Origin of the sequence: Tolypothrix bouteillei VB521301 (genome assembly GCF_000760695.4) — a bacterium.
Classification (GTDB): Bacteria; Cyanobacteriota; Cyanobacteriia; order Cyanobacteriales; family Nostocaceae; genus Scytonema; species Scytonema bouteillei_A.
The window spans coordinates 1,977,211-2,001,856 of record NZ_JHEG04000001.1 but is presented as its reverse complement, the minus strand read 5'-3'; the positions used below and the strand labels follow the sequence as shown (position 1 = coordinate 2,001,856).

The 24,646-nt window shown below is 40.6% G+C and carries 23 protein-coding genes; 11 read left to right on the top strand and 12 right to left on the bottom strand.

The features are described from left to right. Positions 1-6 precede the first annotated feature (6 nt). The 4 genes from HC643_RS08030 to HC643_RS08015 all read right to left on the bottom strand — a co-directional run bounded on the left by HC643_RS08030 (position 7) and on the right by HC643_RS08015 (position 4,635). Complete coding sequence (locus HC643_RS08030; protein ID WP_050046288.1) at positions 7-303, bottom strand: DnaJ C-terminal domain-containing protein; 297 nt, start codon at positions 301-303, stop codon at positions 7-9. An 8-nt stretch (positions 304-311) separates the two neighbouring features. After that, positions 312-1,523 carry an RNA-guided endonuclease InsQ/TnpB family protein gene (locus HC643_RS08025; RefSeq protein WP_038080764.1) on the bottom strand — a complete coding sequence of 404 codons (1,212 nt, stop codon included), beginning with the start codon at positions 1,521-1,523 and terminating at the stop codon, positions 312-314. A gap of 65 nt (positions 1,524-1,588) precedes the next feature. Then, positions 1,589-2,059: a hypothetical protein gene (locus HC643_RS08020; protein WP_038072196.1), complete on the bottom strand. Its 471-nt coding sequence runs from the start codon at positions 2,057-2,059 to the stop codon at positions 1,589-1,591. Positions 2,060-2,136: 77 nt separating this feature from the next. Then, entirely contained in the window at positions 2,137-4,635 is a 2,499-nt protein-coding gene (locus HC643_RS08015) for a protein kinase domain-containing protein (RefSeq protein WP_038072199.1), read from the bottom strand. A gap of 815 nt (positions 4,636-5,450) precedes the next feature. On the opposite strand from HC643_RS08015, the gene HC643_RS08010 reads away from it, so the two are divergent. Beyond that, entirely contained in the window at positions 5,451-7,031 is a 1,581-nt protein-coding gene (locus HC643_RS08010; RefSeq protein WP_038072202.1) for a B12-binding domain-containing radical SAM protein, read from the top strand. A gap of 50 nt (positions 7,032-7,081) precedes the next feature. Here HC643_RS08010 and HC643_RS08005 read toward each other — a convergent pair whose 3' ends face one another. After that, a complete protein-coding gene (locus HC643_RS08005) occupies positions 7,082-9,277 on the bottom strand; it encodes a sensor histidine kinase (RefSeq protein ID WP_237265855.1) in 2,196 nt (731 codons plus the stop codon). A gap of 506 nt (positions 9,278-9,783) precedes the next feature. Between HC643_RS08005 and HC643_RS08000 the strand changes: the two genes are divergently transcribed. The 7 genes from HC643_RS08000 to HC643_RS07970 all read left to right on the top strand — a co-directional run bounded on the left by HC643_RS08000 (position 9,784) and on the right by HC643_RS07970 (position 15,811). Continuing rightward, a complete protein-coding gene (locus HC643_RS08000; protein WP_038072205.1) occupies positions 9,784-9,987 on the top strand; it encodes a hypothetical protein in 204 nt (67 codons plus the stop codon). Positions 9,988-10,310: 323 nt separating this feature from the next. Continuing rightward, entirely contained in the window at positions 10,311-11,573 is a 1,263-nt protein-coding gene (locus HC643_RS07995) for a GNAT family N-acetyltransferase (RefSeq protein ID WP_038072208.1), read from the top strand. Between the two features lie 44 nt (positions 11,574-11,617). Further along, positions 11,618-12,118, top strand: a complete 501-nt coding sequence (ruvX, locus tag HC643_RS07990; RefSeq protein ID WP_082051834.1) for a Holliday junction resolvase RuvX — start codon at positions 11,618-11,620, stop codon at positions 12,116-12,118. Positions 12,119-12,242: 124 nt separating this feature from the next. Then, a complete protein-coding gene (locus tag HC643_RS07985; RefSeq protein ID WP_038072213.1) occupies positions 12,243-12,812 on the top strand; it encodes a DUF3727 domain-containing protein in 570 nt (189 codons plus the stop codon). A 201-nt stretch (positions 12,813-13,013) separates the two neighbouring features. Next, positions 13,014-13,559, top strand: coding sequence for a YqeG family HAD IIIA-type phosphatase (locus HC643_RS07980; protein ID WP_038072215.1), 546 nt, complete (start codon positions 13,014-13,016; stop codon positions 13,557-13,559). Positions 13,560-13,744: 185 nt separating this feature from the next. Continuing rightward, positions 13,745-14,854 (top strand): glutamate 5-kinase, encoded by a 1,110-nt coding sequence (gene proB / locus HC643_RS07975; RefSeq protein ID WP_038072217.1) that lies wholly within the window; start codon positions 13,745-13,747, stop codon positions 14,852-14,854. 90 nt (positions 14,855-14,944) lie between these two features. Then, positions 14,945-15,811: a HEAT repeat domain-containing protein gene (locus HC643_RS07970; RefSeq protein WP_038072219.1), complete on the top strand. Its 867-nt coding sequence runs from the start codon at positions 14,945-14,947 to the stop codon at positions 15,809-15,811. Between the two features lie 139 nt (positions 15,812-15,950). Here HC643_RS07970 and HC643_RS07965 read toward each other — a convergent pair whose 3' ends face one another. From HC643_RS07965 to HC643_RS07950, 5 genes are all read right to left on the bottom strand, one after another. Beyond that, complete coding sequence (locus HC643_RS07965; RefSeq protein WP_050046292.1) at positions 15,951-19,424, bottom strand: trifunctional serine/threonine-protein kinase/ATP-binding protein/sensor histidine kinase; 3,474 nt, start codon at positions 19,422-19,424, stop codon at positions 15,951-15,953. 31 nt (positions 19,425-19,455) lie between these two features. Further along, positions 19,456-19,926 carry a serine/threonine protein kinase gene (locus tag HC643_RS41275; protein WP_038072221.1) on the bottom strand — a complete coding sequence of 157 codons (471 nt, stop codon included), beginning with the start codon at positions 19,924-19,926 and terminating at the stop codon, positions 19,456-19,458. A gap of 89 nt (positions 19,927-20,015) precedes the next feature. After that, a complete protein-coding gene (locus tag HC643_RS07960) occupies positions 20,016-20,249 on the bottom strand; it encodes an ATP-binding protein (RefSeq protein ID WP_272900265.1) in 234 nt (77 codons plus the stop codon). An 85-nt stretch (positions 20,250-20,334) separates the two neighbouring features. Then, complete coding sequence (locus HC643_RS07955; protein WP_038072226.1) at positions 20,335-21,708, bottom strand: DUF3370 domain-containing protein; 1,374 nt, start codon at positions 21,706-21,708, stop codon at positions 20,335-20,337. Positions 21,709-21,748: 40 nt separating this feature from the next. After that, positions 21,749-22,261, bottom strand: coding sequence for a C15 family peptidase (locus HC643_RS07950; protein ID WP_038072228.1), 513 nt, complete (start codon positions 22,259-22,261; stop codon positions 21,749-21,751). Positions 22,262-22,319: 58 nt separating this feature from the next. Here HC643_RS07950 and hisH point away from each other — a divergent pair, with 58 nt between their 5' ends. Together hisH and rsmD are read left to right on the top strand one after the other, a co-directional pair. Then, complete coding sequence (hisH, locus tag HC643_RS07945; protein WP_038072231.1) at positions 22,320-22,955, top strand: imidazole glycerol phosphate synthase subunit HisH; 636 nt, start codon at positions 22,320-22,322, stop codon at positions 22,953-22,955. 85 nt (positions 22,956-23,040) lie between these two features. Next, on the top strand, positions 23,041-23,586 hold the full coding sequence (gene rsmD, locus HC643_RS07940) for a 16S rRNA (guanine(966)-N(2))-methyltransferase RsmD (protein WP_038072234.1): 546 nt from the start codon (positions 23,041-23,043) through the stop codon (positions 23,584-23,586). 93 nt (positions 23,587-23,679) lie between these two features. On the opposite strand, the gene petG is transcribed toward rsmD, so the two are convergent. After that, positions 23,680-23,793, bottom strand: a complete 114-nt coding sequence (gene petG / locus HC643_RS07935; RefSeq protein ID WP_048871568.1) for a cytochrome b6-f complex subunit V — start codon at positions 23,791-23,793, stop codon at positions 23,680-23,682. 207 nt (positions 23,794-24,000) lie between these two features. Between petG and HC643_RS07930 the strand changes: the two genes are divergently transcribed. Then, positions 24,001-24,375, top strand: coding sequence for a c-type cytochrome (locus HC643_RS07930; protein ID WP_038072313.1), 375 nt, complete (start codon positions 24,001-24,003; stop codon positions 24,373-24,375). 28 nt (positions 24,376-24,403) lie between these two features. On the opposite strand, the gene HC643_RS07925 is transcribed toward HC643_RS07930, so the two are convergent. Then, positions 24,404-24,577 carry a hypothetical protein gene (locus HC643_RS07925; RefSeq protein WP_153021519.1) on the bottom strand — a complete coding sequence of 58 codons (174 nt, stop codon included), beginning with the start codon at positions 24,575-24,577 and terminating at the stop codon, positions 24,404-24,406. Between the last annotated feature and the right edge of the window lie 69 nt (positions 24,578-24,646).

Below are 24,646 nucleotides of genomic sequence, written 5' to 3'. Positions count from 1 at the left end.
TAAACGTTATTGGATTTTTAGGATGATGAATAAATCGCCTGAGTCACCTTGGCTGTCGGTGTTCCCTGCTCCTTTGATACGCAATCGGGTATTATCACTCACACCAGCCGGAATTTGAACCTTTAAAGAGTCTAATTCATAGTGGTAACCTTGGCCCAAGCAATTCAAACACATTGCCTCGCTATCTCGTTCTTTGCCATGACCCCTACACCATTGACAGCGTTTCTGTCGGGAGAACTCCACTAGCTTGTCGGTAACCCGAACAGCTTCTTGTGGTGTTATCTTTAGCTCAATTTTTGACACTCTCCGCCCTATAAGGGCGAAGATTCTTCAATCACAGACCCAACTTGCTGATACAGGATTTCTCCAGTATGAGTAGAGGTCGAATCTCCTGAAGCGTTCGGATAGTAGATCCAAGTTCCCGTATGCCCTACGGTACTCAAGGCTAATTTCAGAATATTGATAGCGGCATTCGAGTCTCTATCTATTACAAAGCCGCATTCGCAAACATGGGTTCTTGTAGATAGAGATTTTTTGACTATTGCGCCACAACTGAAGCATTCTTGAGAAGTGTAGGCGGGGTTAACCGCAACAGTTATCCTGCCAAACTTCACCCCAAAATACTCCAACCATTTTCTGAATTTATACCAACCAGCATCATTAATAGATTTAGCGAGACAGTGATTTTTCACTAAATTTTTAATCCTCAAATCTTCATAGGATACCAAGTCGTGAGATTGGATTACGCAACGCGCCAGTCTCTTGGCGTGTTCTTCACGTTGCCTACTTATTTTGAGGTGTACTCGCCCTAATTTATTAATAGCTTTCTTACGGTTGGCAGAGCCTTTCTTTTTACGAGAAACGCGCTTTTGTCTAAATTTTAGACGTTTCTCTCCTGTGCGATAAAACCTTGGGTTAGGTTCACTATGTCCATTGCTGTCGGTATAGAATTCTTTAAGTCCTACATCCAAACCAATGGTTTTCCCTGTGGGTTGTGTTTCTAATTTGTTGTCTACACTAATCAGAAATTGAACATAATACCCATCAGCACGACGAACTAATCTAACTCGTTTTACCTGTTCTAATTGGTAGAAGTTTAAATCCCATGTTCCTTTCAGCTTGAGCGTACCAATACCTTTTTTGTCGGTGAAGGTTATTTGTTTCCTGGTCTCGGAAAGTGACCACCCAGAGGTTTTATACTCCACTGAGCGAGAATTTTTCTTGAACTTTGGATATCCCTTTTTACCCGGAACAGACTTTTTGCAGTTGTCGTAAAAACGAGCAATAGAACTATAAGCCCGTTCAATAGAAGCTTGGCAAGCACTAGAATTCAAAGCTTTTACAAACGGGAATTCGCTTCTCAATGACTTACTAAGGCGATACATTTGTTTTTGTCCCACGCCTCGATTATCCATCCAAAAACGGATACTCTTATTGCGAACAAATTGAGCAGTCCTAATCGCCTCATCAATGGCAGTATATTGAGTCGTTTTCCCTTTGGCTTTGAATTCTAAAACAATCATTTTCCGTGGAAAACTTCTGCGCAAAATATTATAACACATATAAGTCGCCCTAGAAGGGCGAGGCTTTAGACCCATTCTCTTGGTAAATCAAGACTGGGGGAAGTAGATTGAGATTGAAAATATTTTGATTGAAAGATTCGACGTAATGAAGGAATTACGAATTCAAAGATTTGCCAATAAAGTAAGTTACGAATGAGGTAGAGCCCAAAACCCAATCCAAAACAACTGACTGCAAACAAGACAAACAATATAAATTGTACAAACAACACTACAGGTTCTTGAGAACCGCTCTCAGTCATGGGACTCGTGAGATAATTCAAAACGAGATAAACAGACATTTCGACGAAGCCGAGCTTCAAAAAATCGAGACTGTTACCCCAAATCTGAGCACGAGTTAGGTTTTGTTGGTTTAGCAGAGGTTTGCGTAACGTAGCAACCTCCCGAATCCAAGAAGTCTGTGGTAAGTATCGATGCCGCAACCAAGAAAATCCTAAATACAAGAGTGTAATTACAATCAACCAGTAAAGTTGATTCATTCTGTTACATCCTACAAAATTGCTAGATAGCTTGTAATAAAGGATACCCAGTTTATACGGCTAAAAGAACAATTAACCTAAAATACCATTTCATTCACTTGTGTTTCTTCGTATTGTTGTCTGAGGGGAATTTCTATGATAAATTCTGCACCTTGACCGGGTGATGAAATACAACTCAACTGTCCTTTGTGCTTTTCTTCAATAATCTGACGGCTGATTGATAACCCAATACCTGTTCCTTTACCTATTGGTTTTGTGGTGAAGAACGGGCTAAACAGCTTGCATCTCACCTCTTCTGGCATCCCAGAACCATTATCTGCAATCCGAATTGTCACGCGATCGCTATCTGATATTTCTGTGCGAATATGAATCAGTCCCGTGTTATGTATCATTTGTTCATCGTCTCGTAGACATGACGAATGACGAATGACAAATGAGTCTTCAACAGCATCAATCGCATTAGCCAGAAGATTCATAAACACTTGGTTGAGCAACCCGGCATAACACTGTACCATTGGTAAATCACTGTAATCTCTAATCACTTCAATGGCAGGTCTGTGAGGTTGGGCTTTCAAACGGTGTTGTAGAATCATCAAATTTGTATCGATTCCTTCATGAATATCTTGCAGCGTCAGTTCGGTTGAATCCTGTCTGGAAAAATTTCGCAAATTGCGGATAATTTCTTTAATCCGGTCTGCTCCTACTTTTAATGATTTCAGCATTTTTGGCAAATCTTCTTGAAGAAAAGCCAAGTCCATTGCTTCTATCTCGTCTTTAATTTCATCAACTGGTTTGGGATAGTAGAACTGGTACAAGTTGATAAGATGGAGCAAGTCTTTAGTATAGTTACTTGCATGAGAGAGATTGGCAGTTATAAAGGTGACTGGATTATTAATTTCGTGAGCAATACCTGCTACCATTTGTCCCAAACTACACAACTTTTCATTTTGTATAAGTTGTAGCTGTGTATTTTGTAGTTGCTGTAATGTTGCTTCTAGCTGTCTTGCCTTTTCTCTTTCTCTCGCTTCAGATTCCTGTAGAGCCTGATTTTTTTCCTCTAGTTCTTGGGAATGGCTCTGCAAATTGCTGTAAAGATTGGCATTTTCAATTGAGATAGAAACTTGCGTACACAGCAGTGATAGAACTTTAAGGCGATCGCGTGTAAAAGCACCCTGAGTTATGGTATTTTCTAGATATAACAATCCTGTTAAATGATTTTTATAGATAATTGGCAAACAAAGAATTGACTGGGTTTGATGCTTGATAATATAGGGATCGTTCTTACATAAATGTTCTTGATTTGCATTATCAAATACTAAAATTTCTTGATTTTGAGCAACATATTTAATAATAGATATAGGTAGATCGAGGTTCTCTTGTATAGGTATAAAAGGAACTAAAACGGATTTCTCGGATTCTAGAGAACCTTCAGCTGCTAAAACTAATTTCCCCGATCTTTGTAAAACTAGTAACCCTCTTTGTGCTCCTACATTTTCAATAAGAATATGCATTAACTTATCTAGCAACTTATCCAGATAAATTTCTTCTGAGATAGCGCAAGAAAATTTCATGACTGTTGAAAAATCGAAAGCATCTATGACTTCCGTAGCTGTTAATTTTGTTGTTTTCGTAACTGGAAGGCGAGCGGAAGTAGGGTTTAACTCTAATTCGTCGTTATAGAGTTTTTGATGGGTGTATTGTTCGCTCAATAAGTCTTGTTTCCCTATAGTGAAATGGGAAACTTTACCTGTAGTTGTCAGTTGATTTAAACAAAATTCTAAGTCGTGTTTTAACCCCAAAGCGCTTTGGTATCTATCCTCTGGGTTTTTTGCTAGTAATTTTACAATAATCTCAGAAACCATTTCTGGGATTTCTGAGTTTAGCTCATGGGGTGGAACTGGTTTTTTCGCAATGTGACAGTGAATGAGTTCCATTGGGTCTGTTGCTGCAAATGGTAACTGACCGCTCAGCATTTCATAGAAGGTGACACCTAATGAGTAATAGTCAGACCTAAAATCAATCTGACGATTCATTCTACCTGTCTGTTCTGGGGACATATAGGCAAGAGTCCCTTCAAGGCTGTTTGTACTGCTGATATTTGTATTTTCTGGAGACCAACGTGTTGCGATCGCAAAATCTATAATCTTTGCTTGCTTAGTTTCTACATTTAGAAGAATATTTGAACTTTTTATGTCTCTATGAATAATTTGATTGGCATGCAACTCTGATAAAGTTTGTGCTAATTGAATTGCTATTTCTAAGAATTCTTTTAATTCAAGCTTTTGCTGTTCAATGAGTCGGTCTATCGATTGCCCTTCATAATATTCCAGTACTAGAGCTAGCTCATTATTATAGCTTTCTAAATTATACGGCTTAATAATTCCTTCTATATTTAAATCTTTAGTTATTTGATATTCATGTTTCAATAGATTAACTTCTTCTAAGGAGGGCTGTTGATAGTTATAAGTTTTAATAATAACTGGTTTCTTGTTATGTATAATATATCCTTTATAAATAACAGTATTACTACTGATGTGAATTTTCTCTAGAATTTCGTAATCACTCAACTTGAGCATATTACTACACCTTTCCTTCATACTCAAGATGATATATTTTTTACCTCTAAAAATCTTTTGGCAGTGATCCCAATCACAAGTTAAAAAGTATTAAAAATTTAAGTAAAACTAGTATGTAAGGTTACGGGTTACTTTGAAATTAAAGGCTGGTAACTAGCGACGGAGAGGTCGATCTCGAGTGCCAATCCTATTTTCATATCAGTTTTTAGAAGATTTTTTAAAAGTTTTGGACCAATATAATTCGCTACTATACAAACAAATCCCCTTTGGATATCTCCTTAGAGAATTATCTGGAGGAGGTTTTCCCGGTCGTAATACCTGCCGTGCCATTTCCAGTTATCAATACTAGTACGTGAAGGCAGAAGTACGCTCGTCTGAGGATAGAAGGCGCAAACGCTTATTACTGAATCTTTTTTCTCAATCCCAATGGTATAGTTATTTCAGTCATGTTATACTAGTATAAATTACAACTTTATAAAGTATTTCGAGATCCTCTGAGAAAAGATCTCTCGAGTCTCAGATTTTATTTAGACACTTACAGAAAGAATGTAGAAAAACACTGTTAAAGTCCCCTTTATTCACGGTAGTTTAGGGGTGTTTCAGAAATTTTGACACATTGCTAACAGCTTTTCAGATTTTGATGCCATCCTATAAAATTCCCGTTAAATTACACAACACTTGGTGAAAAAATTGACTAAATATATTTTAAGCTAGGAGATCTCAGAAACTTTATAAAAGTTAACTGCGTCTGGAAGACTCTCAAGCATCAAATACTAATTTCCTTGTACGCTGATTTTGGTGAGGTATGACGGTTCATGCGAATTTTACTGGTTTATCCTGTTTTTCCCAAAACATTTTGGTCATATGAAAAAATTTTAGAGTTAGTTAATCGTAAGGTTTTGCTACCACCTTTGGGTTTAGTGACAGTAGCGGCAATATTACCCCAAGAATGGGAATTCAAGTTAGTTGACCGTAATATTCGCCCAGTTACAGAGGAAGAATGGGCATGGGCAGATGTGTGTATTTTTAGCGCTATGATTGTTCAAAAACAAGATTTACTCGAACAAATTCGAGAAGCAAAGCGGCGCGGTAAATTAGTTGCTGTGGGAGGTCCTTACCCAACTTCAGTTCCTCATGAAGTTCAGGGAGTGGGTGCTGATTTTCTTATTCTAGATGAAGGAGAAGTTACCCTACCGATGTTTGTCGGGGCAATCAAACGAGGTGACACTTCTGGTATTTTTCGCGCTACAGAAAAACCAGACGTGACAACAACCCCCATACCCCGGTTTGATTTGCTAGAGTTCGACGCCTACGACATGATGTCAGTCCAATTCTCAAGGGGCTGTCCTTTTCAATGTGAATTTTGCGACATTATTGTTCTCTACGGGCGCAAGCCACGTACCAAAACTCCAGCACAGCTATTGTCAGAGTTGGATTACCTCTACAAGTTAGGTTGGCGGCGCGGTATTTTTATGGTGGATGACAACTTTATCGGTAACAAGCGCAACGTGAAGCTGTTGCTGAAAGAGTTAAAGCTTTGGATGGCAAAGCACAACTATCCATTCCGGTTTGATACCGAAGCTTCTATCGACCTAGCACAAGATCCAGAATTAATGGAGTTGATGGTTGAGTGCGGTTTTGCTGCTGTATTTTTGGGCATTGAAACACCAGATGAGGACAGTTTGCAACTCACGAAAAAGTTTCAAAATACCCGCAATTCCTTAACTGAAGCGGTTCACACCATCATCAAAGCAGGTTTGCGCCCAATGGCTGGCTTTATCATTGGGTTCGATGGAGAAAAAGCAGGTGCAGGGAATCGTATTGTCCGCTTTGCCGAACAAGCAGCAATTCCCTCTACAACTTTTGCCATGCTACAAGCACTTCCAAATACAGCCCTTTGGCATCGCCTGAGTCGGGAAGGAAGATTGCGAGATAACAAAGATGGCAATATTAACCAGACGACTTTAATGAACTTTATTCCCACTCGTCCTTTAGAAGATATTGCTAGAGAATATATAGATGCTTTCTGTACTTTGTACGAGCCCATGCAGTACTTAGATCGCACTTATCGTTGTTTTCTCATGATGGGCAAGCCAACATGGACTTCTCCTTTTAAAATGCCAGAGTGGGTGGTTGTGAAAGCGCTATTGCTTGTTATCTGGAGACAGGGAATCAAACGTGAAACCAGATGGAAATTCTGGCATCACTTGTTTAGCATCATCAAGCGGAATCCCAGAGTAGCAGAACATTATCTTGCCACCTGCGCTCACAACGAGCATTTCTTGGAATACCGTCAAATTGTACGCGAGCAAATAGAATCTCAGCTTGCTGAGTATTTAGCACAAGGTGCTGAGAAACCTTATGAGACCGTGAATGAGTTAGTGGCTAATTGCTAATGGCTAATAGCTAATGGCTAATTGCTAATGGAACCGTTAGCAATTAGCCATTAGCTATTCCTAGTTTGTACCAGCGGCAAAGTAATAATAAACGTTGTTCCTTTACCCAAGGCAGAATCAACTTCTATTTTACCTTTGTGCTTCTGAATAATTTGATAGGAAATCCACAATCCCAATCCACTCCCTTTACCAACTTCTTTCGTTGTAAAAAAAGGATCGAAAATTTTATTTTGTAATTTTGGTTCTATTCCAGAACCATTATCTTTGATTTTGATACAAATTCCTTCAACAACGTCATTTATAGTCACGTTTTCAGTACAAATTTCAATTTGACGGTTTCTCCTTTGTCCTTTCTCTACAAGTAGCGAATCATTAATAACGAATAACTCTTTTAAGGCATCTATAGCATTGTTTAAAATATTTATAAAAACTTGATTGAGTTGTGCAGGATAACATTCAATCGATGGTAAATCACCATATTTTTTAATAACTTTAATTTCATCTCTAAATTGGTGATTGACTAACAATAAAGTGCTTTCAATTCCTTCATGAATATCCACAAATTTCATTTCTGATTCATCTAAACGTGAGAAATTTCTTAATGATAAAATAATATCGCGAATGCGTTGAGCACCTATTTTCATCGAAGACATCAGTTTGGTTAAGTCCTCGGTGATAAAATTAAAATCAATTTCTTCTAAAAGATTTTGAATTGCTGGAGTTGGCTGGGGATACTCTTGTTGATACAGCAATAGTAATCTGAGTAATTCTTCTGTATAATCTTTAGTGTAGGCTATATTACCATAAATAAAGTTGATGGGATTGTTGATTTCATGGGCAACACCCGCTACCATATTGCCAAGGGAAGACATTTTTTCTTTTTGAATTAATTGTGCTTGAGTTTGCTGCAATTCGTTTAATGCTTCAGTCAGTTGATCGTAAGCTAAATTTAATTCCTGATTTTTCTGTAAAAGTTGTTGAGTCCGTTCCTGCACCCGTTTTTCTAAGGTTAATCTTGCTTGTTCTAATTGTTGAGTGTATTCAGCTACTTTACGAATCAGGCTGTTGAGAGAAACCGCTAGTATTCCTACTTCGTCTTGACTGGTGACGGGGGCTTGTAGCTCAAAGTTGGATTCTTTTGTGACTTTTTGTGCAACTTGAGTAACAACTACTAAGGGATCGGCAATTCTTCGCGCAATGCTTTTACCTACAAAAATGGTTATTAACGCACCCAGTATAAAAAAACTCCACAGCCTCAACCATAAAAACTGGAGAGTCTTGTTTAAGGGAGAAAGGGATTTTAAGACTGTAACTGTTAAAGACGCATTACTCAAGTCCGCGATCGCAACACTTTTTGCTAAGTAATCTTCTCCCGCAATTATAAAACGTTGAGGTGCATCGGTAACTCCGGGAGGCTGCCACTGAGTTTTACAAACAGCTGGTATTGTGGAGGCGTAAACACACAGGAGATTTGCTTTACCGGATAATGATGATTGACGCACATTAAAAGCAACTACGTGTTCTCCTTTAATGGGATCTGTGTGTTGAAATAATTCTGGCTTGATAACAGTACCCAGTTCGATAGCACCAATAATTTCTTCTCCGTCTCGAATAGGTGATAACCCAACTAATACCGATTTTATCTGACCTTGTTGCTGAGAAACATGAACGACATCAGAAGGATATAAGCCACTCAGTGCGAGGGAAATACTTTTTCGATCTTCTAAAAATGACTCATCTAATGCTGGCTGTTTCAAATTTAATAGAGTTACACCATTTTGATTAACGACTTTCAGTAAATCTAATTTTAAAGTTGTTTTTTGTGACACTAATATCTTTAGAAGTGCTTGTGTATCGGATTGCTTAATTGCGGTACGAACATCTTCTCGTTCAGCTATCAGCCGTGTCCAAGAATGTAAAAATTGTTTTTCTTTGTGTATGGCTTGCAAAACTGCTAAAGTCGTAGTCTCAAGATGGCTCGTTATCTGCTGCTCCAAACTACTGCTGAACCAGTAAGCAAAGTTAATAACCGCAAGCACCATAATACTGAAAAATACCAGAAGAAATGGCATAACTATTCTCTGGCTTAAAGCTAGTTTTGAATAGCTAGCTTGCAACTTTACACCTCGGATCGCAATTCCTGATTTAACTTGTTGGCTGATGGTTTCTTTAGAGAAGTTGTGTATTGACATTTTTTTTAAAGATAAATCAGCAACACTTGTGACATATTCTTTGGTTGACGGCACAAACCTTGCTTGTGGCAGTTTTTACTTCCTTTCCCATCTAAAAATTACCGATTTTTGCAGGTGGGCATTGCCCGACCACACTATGTAGCTGGCAATATTCACCCTACGGCTATGGCTGATATAGCCATTGGGAAGGGAGTCAGTGGCTTTCCCCTTAATGTCTGCTGCTTGTCTATGTTATAACTTAAGTGTAGTTAATAATACTGAAAAATACTTTATACACCCTGTTTGTCTGCGTTTTTTGAAGCAGCGATTTTAAAGACAGAAAGCAAAAGCCAAGTCTTTTCGGAGCTTACTCACCGATTTCGGCATGATTTCTTTGAAATCAGGAACATTTTGGAAGTGTCCCCTCAATCCTCTTTCCTCTAAATTTTACATTTCTTTACAATTGGTCTGTCATTCATTAAAGTTCATTGCGAAGTACGAAGTTAAGGCAAAACAACATGATAAGTATTGGTAATGTAAACACTTTAATTACATAACGATGTAAGGAGAACAGAGTGGCAATGGAATCAACTTTTCTTGAGGGCGCGAACGCAGTACATACACGTGAAGATTTTAGTGAATACGTTGCCCACCTACAGCTTCACATGACTCTGCAAGCTCGCAACCTGGTTCCATCTCTGAAGCAGACTGTGGAAGATAGCCGAGAGCAACTCCTCCATCAAACTCAAGCTCATTTTGAAAAGCTGGTTTCTCGGCAAAGCTAGTACAAAGAAGAAGGATTGAGGATGAAAGCAACAGCGACCTCGATATACACGTTAATGTAGAGACACGCTGCTTGACCCGTTCTTAGCAGAAAATGGCTGGGGCAAGATGAATACATCGGCAGTCGAGTTTCTTACACCGTGGTTAAATAAGGTAAAATAAAATAAGATAGAGGCAGATTTTGTAAGAGTGATTCAGTCATTCTCAACAAGGTCTGCTTTTTAAGTATTTTTGTTGTAAAATCACACTTTTGGTTCACTAGAAACAAGTGGAAAGCCGCTAAGATTATTGCAGCAGTTCCTTTTCTTCAGTGACTAAAAGCTGAATGGCGGCTCGAATGAAAATGACTTCATTGCTTCCTCGAAATCTCAGCGTTATTATCCGTCCCGTCCAGCATCGGGATCTGGATGGTATAGACCGCCTAACTCAAGAGTCATTCGCAGCCCAAACTCCGAAAGGATCTGGTGATGCTATGCGGCAAATGCAATCGCTGCGCCGTTGGTATGGGTTATTGAAGTTTTTGAGTTGGTTTCCCAATCCCCTACAGTACGGTCTTTGTGCTTATGTCGCAGAACAGGGACGCACGCTGTTGGGCATGATCCAAGTATCTCCGTTTAACCGTACACACAGCACGTGGCGGGTAGAACGCGTGGTTTTGGAGCGTGCGACTGATAAGCAAGGGATAGGTTCACAACTTCTGCGCCATTGCTTTGAGTCAATCTTAGAGGCTCGCACTTGGATATTAGAAGTTAACGTCAACGATAAGGACGCTTTGGCGCTTTATCGGCGAAACGGATTTCAACGTCTAGCAGAAATGACTTACTGGGAAATTGAACCAGAGTTGCTTCAAGAACTAGCACAAGCAGAACCAGACTTACCTAATCTCTTACCTGTCAGTAATGCCGATGCACAACTGCTGTATCAATTAGATACGGCATCCATGCCACCCATTGTCCGACAGGTCTTCGATCGCAATGCCGATGATTTTAAAACAAGTTTGTCGGGTGCTTTGACAGAAGCAGTGAAGCAATGGCTGACTAAAACAGAAGTGGTGAGTGGCTACGTATTTGAACCCCAGCGCAAAGCAGCTATAGGTTACTTTCAAGTACGGCTCGATCGCAAAGGTCAGCAGCCCCACGTAGGAACTCTAACCGTAAACCCAGCTTATACCTGGTTGTACCCAGAACTGCTGTCTCAACTAGCGCGAATAGCTCAGGATTTTCCCCCTCAATCTTTACAGTTGACCTCAGCAGACTACCATCCAGAAAGGGAAGAATATCTCGAACGAATTGGGGCGACGCGCACAGAGCACACTCTAATGATGTCTCGTTCGGTATGGCACAAGCAACGGGAATCTAAGTTTGTGTCCTTGGAGGGAATTCAATTACCGGAAATGCTGCAAGGTTTGCAACCAGCACACAAACCAATACCGGGTGGTATGTCTTGGACGCCACCAAAGCAAAAAAGGCAACCAGCACCAGAGAGAGTACAACCCAATCCCCCTCAAGACAATGTCGCTTTTTCATGCAACAACAGCATGGAAACTTCTTGTCAGCCAGAAACCACAGATTCTTCACAGCAGGAGTAGAGGAGTGAGGCGTGGAAGAAATTGGGGATAAAGAGATACGGGGAGTGGGGGATTTGGGGACACAGGGAAATAACCTCAAGTCTTCCACTCCCCAAAAGTACGTATCCGCACTAGGATTAGACGTGGGTAGCAAGCGAATTGGTGTAGCAGGATGCGATCGCACGGGATTAATTGCCACTGGTTTAGTCACAGTTGAGCGGACTTCCTTTGAGAAAGACGTGGAAAAGCTCCGCCAAATTACAAGCGATCGCGAAGTACAAGTTTTGGTTGTAGGATTGCCCTATTCAATGGATGGATCTTTGGGCTTTCAGGCACGTCAAATACAAAAATTTGCAAAAAGACTTGCCAAAGCGCTCAACCTTCCTGTGGAATATATAGATGAAAGGCTGACATCCTTTCAAGCAGAGCAAATGCTGCTCTCAGAAAATCGCTCGCCTTCCCGTCATAAAGGCTTGATTGACCGTAAAGCAGCAGCTCTTATCTTGCAACAATGGCTTGATGCAAGGCGATCCATGTCCAAAGATAAGGAGGCTGCTGTTGATTGATACAATTATTTAAGGTAATCTTTACAAGACTGATGATTTATTCCAATAACTATTTGATTGATAATATCAGTTAAAAGAATAAAGATAAGAAAGTCCGTTTTCAATATAAATCACCTATTAGGCTATGTTTTCCTCGCCATTTTCTGAAGAAGATAATGTTCATGCCGGTTCCATCACTCTCACCGACGAAAAAGGAAGAACCCTTGATTGTTATATCGAGCACTCCTTAGAAGTAGATGGGCAAGAATATGTCTTGCTTCTTCCTGTTGACTCACCAGTAGAAATTTTTTCTTGGGAAGGCGACGATGAGGAAGAGGAAGCTATTCTGGTTGAAGATGAAGCTAGAATTGACGAAATTTTTGCAACAGCTCAGGTTGTTCTTGCAGAACAAAACCTGGCATTAAAAAATACTGCGTATGCTTTAACTGTTTCTGGTGAATTGCCTCCTGTTGAGGAGTCAGAACTCTTCACTTTGGAAATTGAAGATGAAGGAACCGATCTAGAACCAGAGCAGTTGCAACTTCTTGCTAATTTCTATCATGAAGAGCAAGAATATGCTATTTACACACCCCTAGACCCCTTGCTGTTTTTTGCACGCATAGCAAAAAATGGTAACCCCGAGTTATTGTCTCCAGAAGAGTTCCGCAAAGTTCAGCCTTTGTTAGAAGAACACTTGTTTAATGAAGTTGAATGAAATTTATAAATCCCAAATTAGAAGTTAAAAGAAATTTTAATTTTTAATAAGGGTTTTAGACTATCATGGTCTATAGAAAACCTTTGATAGTTAAAGATAGGCAGCGGTTACCTGTTTTGACTCAGCTGCCTTTAAAGCTGTGGCTTTGCACTTTACAAGGGAGAAGATGGTAGAGAGGGTAGTCGCTGACTTGGGAACATTATGCGCTGGAACGATTTCTTGCAGCCCGATTTGATTGTAGAGGGGTCGGTGTTAAACCTCACACCAGATATAGTTAGGAAATACAACCTTAAAGGTTTGGTGTTAGACGTAGATGAAACGTTAGTACCGATAAGAGTGGCGTCAGCTTCTCCTGAATTGCAGCAGTGGGTAGAAGAGATCCGCACTTGTGCAAAATTATGGTTGGTAAGCAATAACATCAGTGATGCTCGTATAGGTGGAATCGCTCGCTCTCTCGATTTACCTTACTTTACGGGTGCTGCTAAACCTTCGCGTCGCAAGATTAGAGAAGCGCTCAAAGCAATGGATTTGCCCGAGAACCAGGTAGCAATGGTTGGCGATCGCTTGTTTACTGATGTGTTAGCTGGTAATCGCTTGGGAATGTTTACTATATTGGTTGAGCCTATTATACACCCTGATGCAGCCCTGCGCTCTCATCCGATACGGAACTTTGAAGTTTGGGTATCAGAAATATTAGGAGCCTCAATTACTCCTAAAAAAAGAAGATTTAAAAATCGTGACAAATAGACAGGAAACTAAATCTAAAGAAATAGTTAACAACTTTTGGTTTTCGCTAAAATTCGGAGAATATAGGTATATATAACAGTGAGGTCAGCACAATAAAGACCTCAAATATAATAAGTACAGATAAAATATAGAGCGTCAGCCTTCATATATTAGGGGGACTGGCGCTTTATCAATTGGTTAGGCAAATGACTCAAACAATTGTTGTTAAAATAGGCACCTCTAGCCTGACACAACCAGAAACCGGACAATTGGCACTTTCTACAATAGCCACCTTAGCAGAAACCCTCTCAGACCTGCGAAGGCAAAACTATCGTGCGATCTTAGTATCTTCTGGTGCTGTAGGCGTCGGTTGTGCTCGGTTGGGTCTAACTGAACGCCCCAAAGCAATTGCTCTAAAACAAGCGGTAGCAGCTGTAGGACAAGGTAGGTTAATGCGAGTGTACGACGATTTGTTTACAACCTTGCAGCAACCAATTGCTCAGGTTTTGCTGACCCGTAGTGACTTGGTGCAGCGCAGTCGATATCTCAACGTATACAATACATTTAGGGAATTACTAGAATTGGGTGTCATTCCAGTGGTGAATGAGAATGACACGGTGGCAGTGGAAGAGCTAAAATTTGGTGATAATGATACGCTTTCCGCTTTAGTTGCTAGTCTAGTAGAAGCTAACTGGCTGTTTTTACTGACTGATGTAGATAGACTTTATTCAGCAGATCCCCGTTCTGTACCTGATGCACAGCCTATATCTTTAGTAAGTAATATAAATGAATTAGCAAAATTACAAGTCCAAACAGGTGGTCAAGGTTCTCAATGGGGAACAGGTGGTATGGTGACTAAAATATCAGCAGCAAGAATTGCAACAGCAGCTGGTGTTCGTACAGTGATTACTCAAGGACGACAACCCCGGAATATAGAAAAGATTTTACAAGGTGAATCTTTTGGAACTCACTTTGAAGCACACCCCGAACCAACTTCTGCTCGCAAACGCTGGATAGCTTATGGTTTGGTTCCTCTAGGAAAATTGTACCTAGATGAAGGGGCAGCGATCGCAATTTCTACTTCAGGAAAGTCATTATTAGCCGCAGGGATTTTGGCAGTAGAAGGAGAGTTTGACACTCAAGAAGCAGTCCTGTTATGCGATAAAAACGGTCATGAAATTGCTAGAGGGCTTGTTAACTATACCAGTGGGGAACTGCAAAAGATTTGCGGGCGTCGTTCCAGTGAAATTCCTACTATTTTAGGTTATGTCGGAGCGGAAACTGTCGTACATAGAGATAATTTGGTTTTGACATAGCCACGATCCAAGATAACTCTTTGTTTGGATACCGGGCTTCATGAAGAAGTCTAGTATCTTGCAGCCCCCAATAACAACCTACTGAAATATATGCTTTTTCTACGAATGTTGACTCAATTGACAATTAAAGGCTGTGCGATCGCAGTAGTTTGTTTGGCAGTATCTTTATTAGAGATAAATACCATTTGGGCGCAGTCACAAAATGATATACAAATTAAGTCTTATATCGAACAATTAAAGAATCCCCAACAACGTTCTGCGGCTATAGAGAATTTAGTCACTGCTGGCAAATCTGCTATTCCCGCTTTAATAACAGCGTTACAGGACAGCAACCCTCAAGTGCGTGCTAGTGCAGCTGCGATCTTAGGTCAAATGGGGCCAAATGCAAGTGAAGCTGCGCCTGCTATACTGCGAGTTATAGACGATGGAGATCCAGTTGTTCGTTCTTCTGCAGTCCTAGCCATACAAAAAATTGGCAAGCAAGCCTATGTTCCTCATTTAATAGCAGGTTTAAATAGCACAAAGTCATGGGAACGCTACAATGCATCTCATGGTTTACGTGCTATGGGGAAAGATGCTGCACCAGCCGTACCTGTCTTAATGAGAAAGTTACAGGATGAAGGGGATCCTTGGATGCGGGTCAGTGCTGCTTCTACTTTGGGTAGCATTGGTACAGCCTCTACACCTGCAATACCGATCTTAGTAATGCGCTTGCAAGATACAGATATCACAGCCCGTCATAGTGCGGCTTATGCTTTGGGTACTATCAGTTCCAAATGGCAACAAAATATCAAGCAGTTACCAACACAAGAGCTAGACAAAATTATCTCGAACTTGGAAAAAGCTTTGAAAGTGGTACAAGATCCCGCGCTACAATTTCGCCCAGAAGCAGTGACTTCTGTAAGTGAACCTCTCGCTGCTTTAAGAAAGGAAAGATTGAACAGGGAAAAAAGATAAAATGGGGGAGGTTTAGATTAACAGATGCCCGTAATCCAGAAAATCTCTCAGAATGAATTATGCTTGGCTCGTGTGGATTCGCACAGACAAATTGTCCTAAAGCTTGAGCACGTGTCAGTTATCTGAACGCGATATGTCATTACACTGGAAGAGTAATGAGAAATTCCGCACCCACTCCGGGAGTAGAATTGACATCTAAAATCCCCTGATGTTTTTGGACAACAATTTGATGGGCAATTGATAATCCCAATCCAGTCCCTTTGCCAACAGCTTTTGTAGTAAACAGATGGTCGAAAATTTTCGATTTCAATTCCTCAGGGATTCCCACCCCGTTATCTTGAATCCCAATCAGAATACTTTGCTTCTCCAACAGGTGTTGAGTCCTAATGGAAATCCTAGGCGCTTTTGAGACAGATGAGTCTTCAACAGCATCGATAGCATTAGCTAAAAGATTCATCAAGACTTGATTGAGTTGTCCGGGAAAACATTTGACTAATGGTAACTCACCATAGTCTTTGATAATTTTGATTTCCGGGCGGTTGCCATTTGCTTTTAAACGGTGTTTGAGAATCAGCAAGGTACATTCAAGACCATCATGAACATTGAAGGGAACTTTGGTATCGGTGTCAGCGCGGGAGAAGATCCGCAAGCTCTGGCTCATGTGACGAATGCGATCGGTTCCCAGTTTTAAAGAGTCAATCAGTTTGGGAAAATCTTCCCGCAGGTATTCGAGATCTATCGCTTCGATTTGAGCTAAAATTTCAGCACCAGGATGAGGGAATTTTTCTTGATAAAGGTCAATCAGGTGGAATAGATCGCGAAGATATTCAAGTGTTGGTTGTAAATTACTCGCAATAAATCCCACAGGGTTGTTAATTTCGTGTGCTACACCCGCCACTAAATTCCCCAAAGCAGACATTTTCTCATTTTGGATGAGTTGGAGTTGCATTTGCTGTAGGTCGCTCAGAGAATGTTCGAGTTGTTGGGCGTAGCTTTGCATTTGCAGGTAGAGGTCTTGGGATTTTTGATAGAGGCGAGCGTTTTCCAGGGAGATGGCGACTTGGGAAATCAGAAGGTTCAGCACTTGCAATCTCTCGGAGGTAAAGGCTCCGGTCGTCAGAGAATTTTCTAAGTACAAAATTCCAATTAACTTCCCTTGATTGAGGATGGGAGTACACAACAGACTTTTGGGTTTGTATTGATTGAGATAGGGGTCGCTAATAAAGGAATTATCCGCAACAGCATCATCAATCACTAAAGTTTTGAGCGTATTTTTGACATAGTAAATCGGGTGGAGAGGAACTTCCAAACAAGACTCAACAGGAATCGAGCGCAGAATAATTGGGCTTCCTGAGAAGGTTGCAAGCGCCTCAATCACTAAATTGTTGCCATGAGGTAACATCAGAGCACATTTTTTGGCTCCGGCGTTTTCCATGACAACTTGCATCAATTTATCAAGTAACTTGTCCAATTCAATTTCGCTTGCCAGAGTTTGTGAAGCTTCGATCGCACTCGTCAAATCGAGTTGTTCGGAAACACTGCTACTACTTGAGGGCGTCACTAATGTTGTTTCGCCGGACACTGTAAGTGTATCGCTTGAATTGAGAAGATTTGTTTGCGGTTGTAGAACGGAGTCTAGTAGATGAGGATAGCGTTTTTCTAAGTCAGAAACTTTTGCCTTTGCACTCCACCGAGCATAGCAATAGTAGGCGTGGGTCATGTAGTCTTGAGCAATTCTTTGTTTCCCCCATGACAGGTAAAAGCGAGCAGCTAATTCCCAAGCGAGAGCTTCTTCATTGAGGTACTCATTCTCCTGAGATAAAGAGATAGCAAGATCGTACATCTCGATCGCTTCCGATTTTTGCTCGAGTACTCGATGGCGTTCTGCTTCCACGAGATAGAATTTGTGCAGGTAATTCATCGGTGCGTAATGCGCCCATTTCTGTAATTTTTCTTGATTGATACGCACCTTGTCCAGATGACTCTTTTGTTCTTGTTCTAAGGACTGAGAGTAGATTGCCAGTCGCGAGAGTGAATCATAAAAATGAACAAGTACAACGACGATTTGCCCTATCCCGCTATCCAAATACTTTTCTGCTAACGCTGCATATTCTACAGCTTGCTGATATTCTTCAAATAAATAACACAGGTGCAATTTGCTGAAATAGAAAAATAAAAGCCCAAGGCGATCGTTTGCTTTTTGGAAAAGTGGCAGTATTGTTTCTTCATCAAAAGATTCTCCAGATAAGTAATAGGGATTCTCGGTTTTTTCTAGTAAATTCAGAACGATCTGTCGAAAGATGGAAGCCCAAGCTAATGCAACTTCCTGTTTGAGTTGACCAATGGCACGATTGTAAGTTGCCATTTCTGTTTCTAGTAGGGTGAGTTCTTTGCCAATGTAGTATGAAATGTTGGAATGCATTTGAAGAGAAAGGGCGGCAAATTCTAAATCTCCTGTTTCTAAAGCCGCAGAATAAGCTTCTAACAAAGATGGTAATCCTTTCTGAGGATGGGTTTTCCAATGCCCGATCAGACCATAAAATGATTGCATAATTTCAGCCTTCATGTCTTTGGCATTAAATTTAATCACTATATTTAAAGCCAGTTTGCCAAATTGATATCCTTGTTCTATATCTCCCATCAACCCACCCAGTATTATCCCATAACCCATGTATGCACAGGCTGATAAAGGAGCATTGCCATATTGAAGTGACCAATTGACCTGTTTCAACAAAATTAATGAGAACAGTTCCGGTACAGTATAATAGGAGTAACTATTAACCAATGATAGAATACGCAGGATTGCTAAGAGATTGGTATCTGTCATTTTTGGTAGATAAATTAAATCTTCAATACGTCTTTCCTTCAGATTGACAGTAATTTCTGACAAAGCTTGCTCGATATCTAAATCCTTAGGATTGCTTGGCAATTCTTGCCCCAACATTTTCAGTACACTTAATGCTGTATTGATAGCTTCTTTAGCTTGATTTTGTGCTCCCAAAGACCTAGTTTTGACTTCATAAACTTTGATTTTATCGACCAATAAAGAAGCTTTTTCTAAGACAATATCTACCAATTGTGTGACTTGTTCAAAGTCGCCAGCCAAATATGCTACCTCTGCTGCTTCTTGATGCAATATGAGGGTAAGCTCGTAATTCGTTTCCCAACGCTCGCTTCCTAGAAGTTGGATAGCCGTCGTCAAGTATTTCATAGCAGTTATGTAAGCCGTAGCTGTTTTTGCTTTCTGCCCTGCTATCAGATTTAATGATGCTAAATTTTCCCGCTCGCTTTGGCAAGTGATTAATTCTAAACCAGAATTGAATTGATTGACAATTTCAAAAATCTTCTCTTCTTGTTGTAATTTGGGTGTTTTGCTCAACAGCAATTGCCCGATTTTCAGGTGAGTCGCTGGTTTTTTGTCTTCAGGAATTAAAGAATATGCTGCTTGCTGTACGCGGTCGTGAAGGAATTTGTAGTTGGCTAATGGCTCATGGCTCACAGTCAATTGACTGTGAGCACCTTCATTGTGATAAAATTTATAAACTTCTGTTGTAGGAATCGCCAATCCTTCCTGTAAAGCTTTCCACAAATTGGCAGCTGTTTGAGATGGCAATTGTTCGCAGATAATTGCCAGAGTTGCTAAATCAAAAGAGTTGCTTGACTTGCTTTGTGACGGGATGAATCAGGATGTTGGCTGGTTTGATATCTTTGTGAATGATGCGATGGCGATACAACCCTTCCAATGCGATCGCTATTTGAATCGCAATTTGCAGAAACTCTTCCTGACAAGCGCTATAGCACTCGCGCATCCGAGTGCAGAAATAATTCTTTACATAATCCTTTAAAGATATGCCTCCAAAATCCTCCATTACCAAAACATACCTGTTCTTGTAGTGTTCCAAACTATACGTTTGAATCACACCTTCTAATTGGAAATTTTTGGCGATGGCGAACTGATTGCGGAATTGTATGAGTTCTTTCAAACTAGGATACTCATTCCGCATCATTTTGAGAATGACTGGCTGTCGGTCTAGTTCTCTTACCCCTCGATAAACTACAGTTTTGTAACCTGAATAGATTTGTTGAGAAATAAGATAACCAGTCAACTTCACCATAGCTGCCTCTAGCAAAATCAATTATTTTTGCCCGTACAAACTTATTCTTCCCATTGATGTACTAAAATTACCAATTGCAACGCACACAGTTAGCTAATTTTTCTTGGGGAAAATTCTGATTCAACGGGAAGAGTGATGAGAAATTCTACACCCTGTCCCGGAACAGAATGGACTTCTAAAACCCCCTGATGCTTTTGGACAACAATTTGATGGGCAATTGATAATCCCAATTCCGTACCTTTGCCAACAGCTTTTGTGGTAAACAGATGGTCGAAAATTTTGGATTTCAATTCTTCAGGAATTCCCACCCCATTATCTTGAATTTGAATCAGAACGCTTTACTTCTCCAAGATCTGTCAACCTAACATGACTAAAGGCAAGTACTGGTTCCCGATTGCCAGTCACAAGTTACTGACTGCTAGTCACTGTCAAAACTTGCGGAGGAGTAGCGTCTGGCGGATAGAGAAAATCTACTTCAACTAATCTTTTCTCGCCTCCCTTCATATTCAACACTACCAAAGGTTCTCCCTGCTGTCCGCGTCTTTGCACCAAATGCACGTATTGAATTTGAGGCAAACCAGCATCATCTTGATAGCGAACTCTTACCGATCCGCGAAAGAAGACTTGTGGTGCTAATGAGTTAAAAAAGCGCAATCCTGATTTAGTTAACTTATCTTCTTTAATAGGTGTTTGCATTGACACGGTGACTGTTTGCTGGTTTTGAGTGTTGTTATATAACGGCAAAGTTAAGCTGTATTGCACGCCATAGTTTCCATGAGCGCGATAAGCAGTATCCGGATAGCGTACCAACATGGGAGCACTTTGTATTTGCTGTGTACCTAATGTTCCGCGATCTAAAGTAGAGACTCCATAGGAAAAAGCTTGTCCGGGACTGGGAATAGTGAGATATGTTTTTCCAGGGTTATCTACAAGTAAACCCTTCCATTCCGCACCTAAGGCAACTCCAGCAACCCGCCCGTATATTATTGGTTTGCTTGTCTCTTCTAAAGGAGTGGGGACTTTGTCACGAGGTCCGGATAATTCACTATTATTTAATAGATATTGCCACTCTTCCACTGTAGGAGGACGTTCGCTACCATCAGAATTTGTTGGTGCAAACATAGCCAGACTAGCTGCATAAACTGTGCCACTACTCCACAGTCGCATATATGTAGACCGACCATTTAATGGTGGTGTGAGTTCTTTGACGGGAATTGGTACATTTAGTAACATTTGGCTTTCCCCAGGTGGAATAATTATTTGAGCAGGGAAAGTTTCTTGCCGTTGTCCTCGAAGAACTTGATTTGTTACGCGATCGCCTGGTCCTGCAAAGATAGTGCTTAAAAGATTATCACTTTTAGATGGCAACTCAATAAAAGGTGCATCTGGCTGGCTGAGATAAGTAGCGGCTTGCAAAATATTCACTGTCACCGGTTGAGAACTGGGGTTGTGTACGATAATTCCCAGATATAGCGATCGCAAATCTTCAGGAGTTGGTGCTGCTGCTACGTGATGAGCAAAAACATCAAATCGACCTTTAAAAGGAAAATTTAAATGTGCTGTGGGAACTTTTTTTCCTTCTGATGGAAAAGTTGACAGCAAAATCCCTTCCTTCAAAACCTTTTCAGGGCTATTACTATTGAAAACGGGTACTTCATCTAATTTTCCTGGTAAAGGGCGTACTTCTTGCTGTTGCACTATTTCTTCCACCGGCGCAGGTGAGGGAGCGATTGGGGAAGGTGTTACTTGTGCAAGGGGAAGAATTAGTAAGAATGGAAACATATACCGAAATATTTTTTTCTACTTTGAGACGCAATTATCTTTACAAAAGTGCCAATTTGTGGGTCATCAGTAAGAAATCCTCCCTAATTGAGGGAAAGTTTTCTTCAGTCAAAATAGGAACGTGGACAAAGATGCAAGGGGTTTTAAGTTCCCGGAGGCGCAGTTCATCTAAAACAGAATAATAAAGACCTTCACAGACAAATTTTCCACAGTCATGGCTAATCTCAACAGCCCCGAACCCCACCACTAATTTTTCTAAATCAACAGTTGTCACCAACATACTTTCCCCACAGACAGCTCCTACTTCCACACTTAATAGCGTCCGTTTTTCAGCCATACCACAGCAAATGATGCAGTCTGGTTGAACTTCGCGGATCTTTTCTATGACTCGAAAACTGGCTTGCTCAACATCTACAGGCAATTGTCGCAACAGCGTTAAATCATAAGGCAAGCAATTGAGCCGGACAACTTCTGCCAGTAGATCATCAGAAGAATTTGATTTTTGATGGGGTAACCAAGTTTGAAAAGAAGTTAATAAAAACCTTTTCTGCATAAGAATTATTATTTAGAATATAAGTACCCTACATAATAAATTAGCAAGGAGTAGGTAAATGGCGTTGATTGCAGTCGTAGACTACGACATGGGAAACTTGCACTCAGTTTGCAAAGGATTAGAAAAAGCGGGCGCAACTCCAAGGATTACTGATTCGGCAAAAGAATTAGAAAAAGCAGATGCTATCGTTTTGCCGGGGGTGGGTTCCTTCGATCCAGCTGTAAAACAGCTGCGATCGCTTGATTTGGAAAAACCCATCAAAGAAGCAATTGCTTCTGGCAAACCTTTTTTAGGTATTTGTTTGGGTTTGCAAATTCTTTTTGAATCAAGTGCAGAAGGAGTTGAACCGGGACTCGGAATTATTCAAGGAATAGTACGGCGATTTGTTAGCGAACCAGGTATTACAATTCCCCATATGGGTTGGAATCAACTCGAACTTACCCATCCAAAAACAACTTTGTGGGAATATCTACCGCAAAATCCTTGGGTATATTTTGTCCATTCCTATTATGTAGAGCCAACAGATTCCCAAATTTGTGCTGCAACTGTCACTCATGGTAGCCAAACTGTCACAGCTGCGATCGCCCGAGACAATCTGATGGCGGTGCAATTCCATCCAGAAAAATCTTCTAACGTTGGATTGCAAATTCTCTCTAATTTTGTATCTCAAGTTTGGACACAAGTTGCTGCATAATAGAATTTTGTACGAGCGTCCTTTGTCATTTGTTCTTTGTCAAATGACCGATGACTCATGACTAATGACTGATGGCTGCTGACAAATGAGCTTAAGAATTTACGGTAATCGTCCCTTAAAAACATTGCCAGGGAGAGAAACCCGACCTACCAGTGCGCGAGTACGGGAGGCAGTGTTTAACATTTGGCAGGGAACGATAGATGGTTGTCGCTGGTTGGATTTGTGTGCTGGAACTGGGTCAATGGGCGCAGAAGCTTTGTGCAGGGGAGCCAGTTTAGTCACAGGTATTGAAAAGTCCAGCCGTGCGTGTGCAATTATTCAAGAGAACTGGCAGCATCTGACGAGTGCAGAACAAAAATTTCAACTGCTGCGGGGAGATGTCTTACAGATATTGCCCAAACTTTCAGGGCAACAATTTGACAAAATTTATTTCGATCCACCCTATGCAAGTGGATTATATCAGCCAGTATTAGAAGTCTTAGCTTACCATCATCTTTTAGATACAGATGGCGAAATCGCACTAGAACACAGCCCCCAAGATTGGACACCGCCTATCATACCTTCTTGGGAAATCTGCCGTGAGAAAGTTTATGGCAATACTGCTTTGACCTTTTATAGAATCGCGAAGTGAAGACAGACAAGGGGAACAAGGGGACAAGGTAGAATGTTCTCCTTGTGTGCTCTTTCTTCCTTGTCTCCCTTCTCCCACTGACTATTCTCAAACTTACAAACCAAGCTGATTGCCACGCTTGTACTGCTCGTAAGCTTTATAAAACAATCCAGCTAGGGTTACGAAGATTAGACCCAGTACAATGCCGTCTAGCAAGGGTTCAACCACGTTAGATCTCCTTTATGCAACAAAATTGGTTCCCGTCACTGATTCTACCAAATTCAGCAACAACTCTTTCATTGTTCTCATCTCATTATCCTCCTTGTCCCCAATCTGTGCTCTCAAACACAATCAATTGCATATTTAATCAAGAACTTTTAAGCTATGTGTATGAAATAAAATTTTTTTGTACACTTTGACTTGAACAGCAAACTTTTGGATAACCAGATCCCCAAACCTAAGATTCTGCTTCAGCGCATCGCACTCATTGTTCTGGCGGTCGTGCTAACAGTCCTTTTGGGCGTTTTTGCTGTTTATGCAACTAGACCCTCAGATCCTTATGCCAAAGCTGTTATAGCGCTTAAAGGTGACCCAGTACAAGGACATGCCATCTTTCAAATCAACTGTGCTGGTTGTCATGGCTGGCAAGCAGATGGTAGTGTTGGACCTAGCTTGCAGGGGGTCTCTAAACGCAAATCGCCCTATGGTCTCATACACCAAGTGACAAGTGGTGAAACGCCACCTATGCCAAAATTTCAGCCCAGTCCTCAAGCCATGGCAGACCTTTTGACTTATTTGGAATCTCTGTAAAAATAATTTACATAAATTGGGTAAAAAGTTAATGTTTGTGTGTTTCTGATTCAGGTAAGAAAGAAGACTCGATCGCGGGATGTGTTATTGAGTCTTCAAATTTTTCTGTCTCAAAATCTTCTGCCGAATTTGAGCTACAACAACCATCGGTCCATTTCTCACCTGGTTTGCGATCGCACTTTTTTACTTGTTGTTTGCCCATATTGAATTTGCTAGTTCTTAGCTTGTTGAGTACTACAAAATTATACCACTTGTGGCATTTTACGGTAAA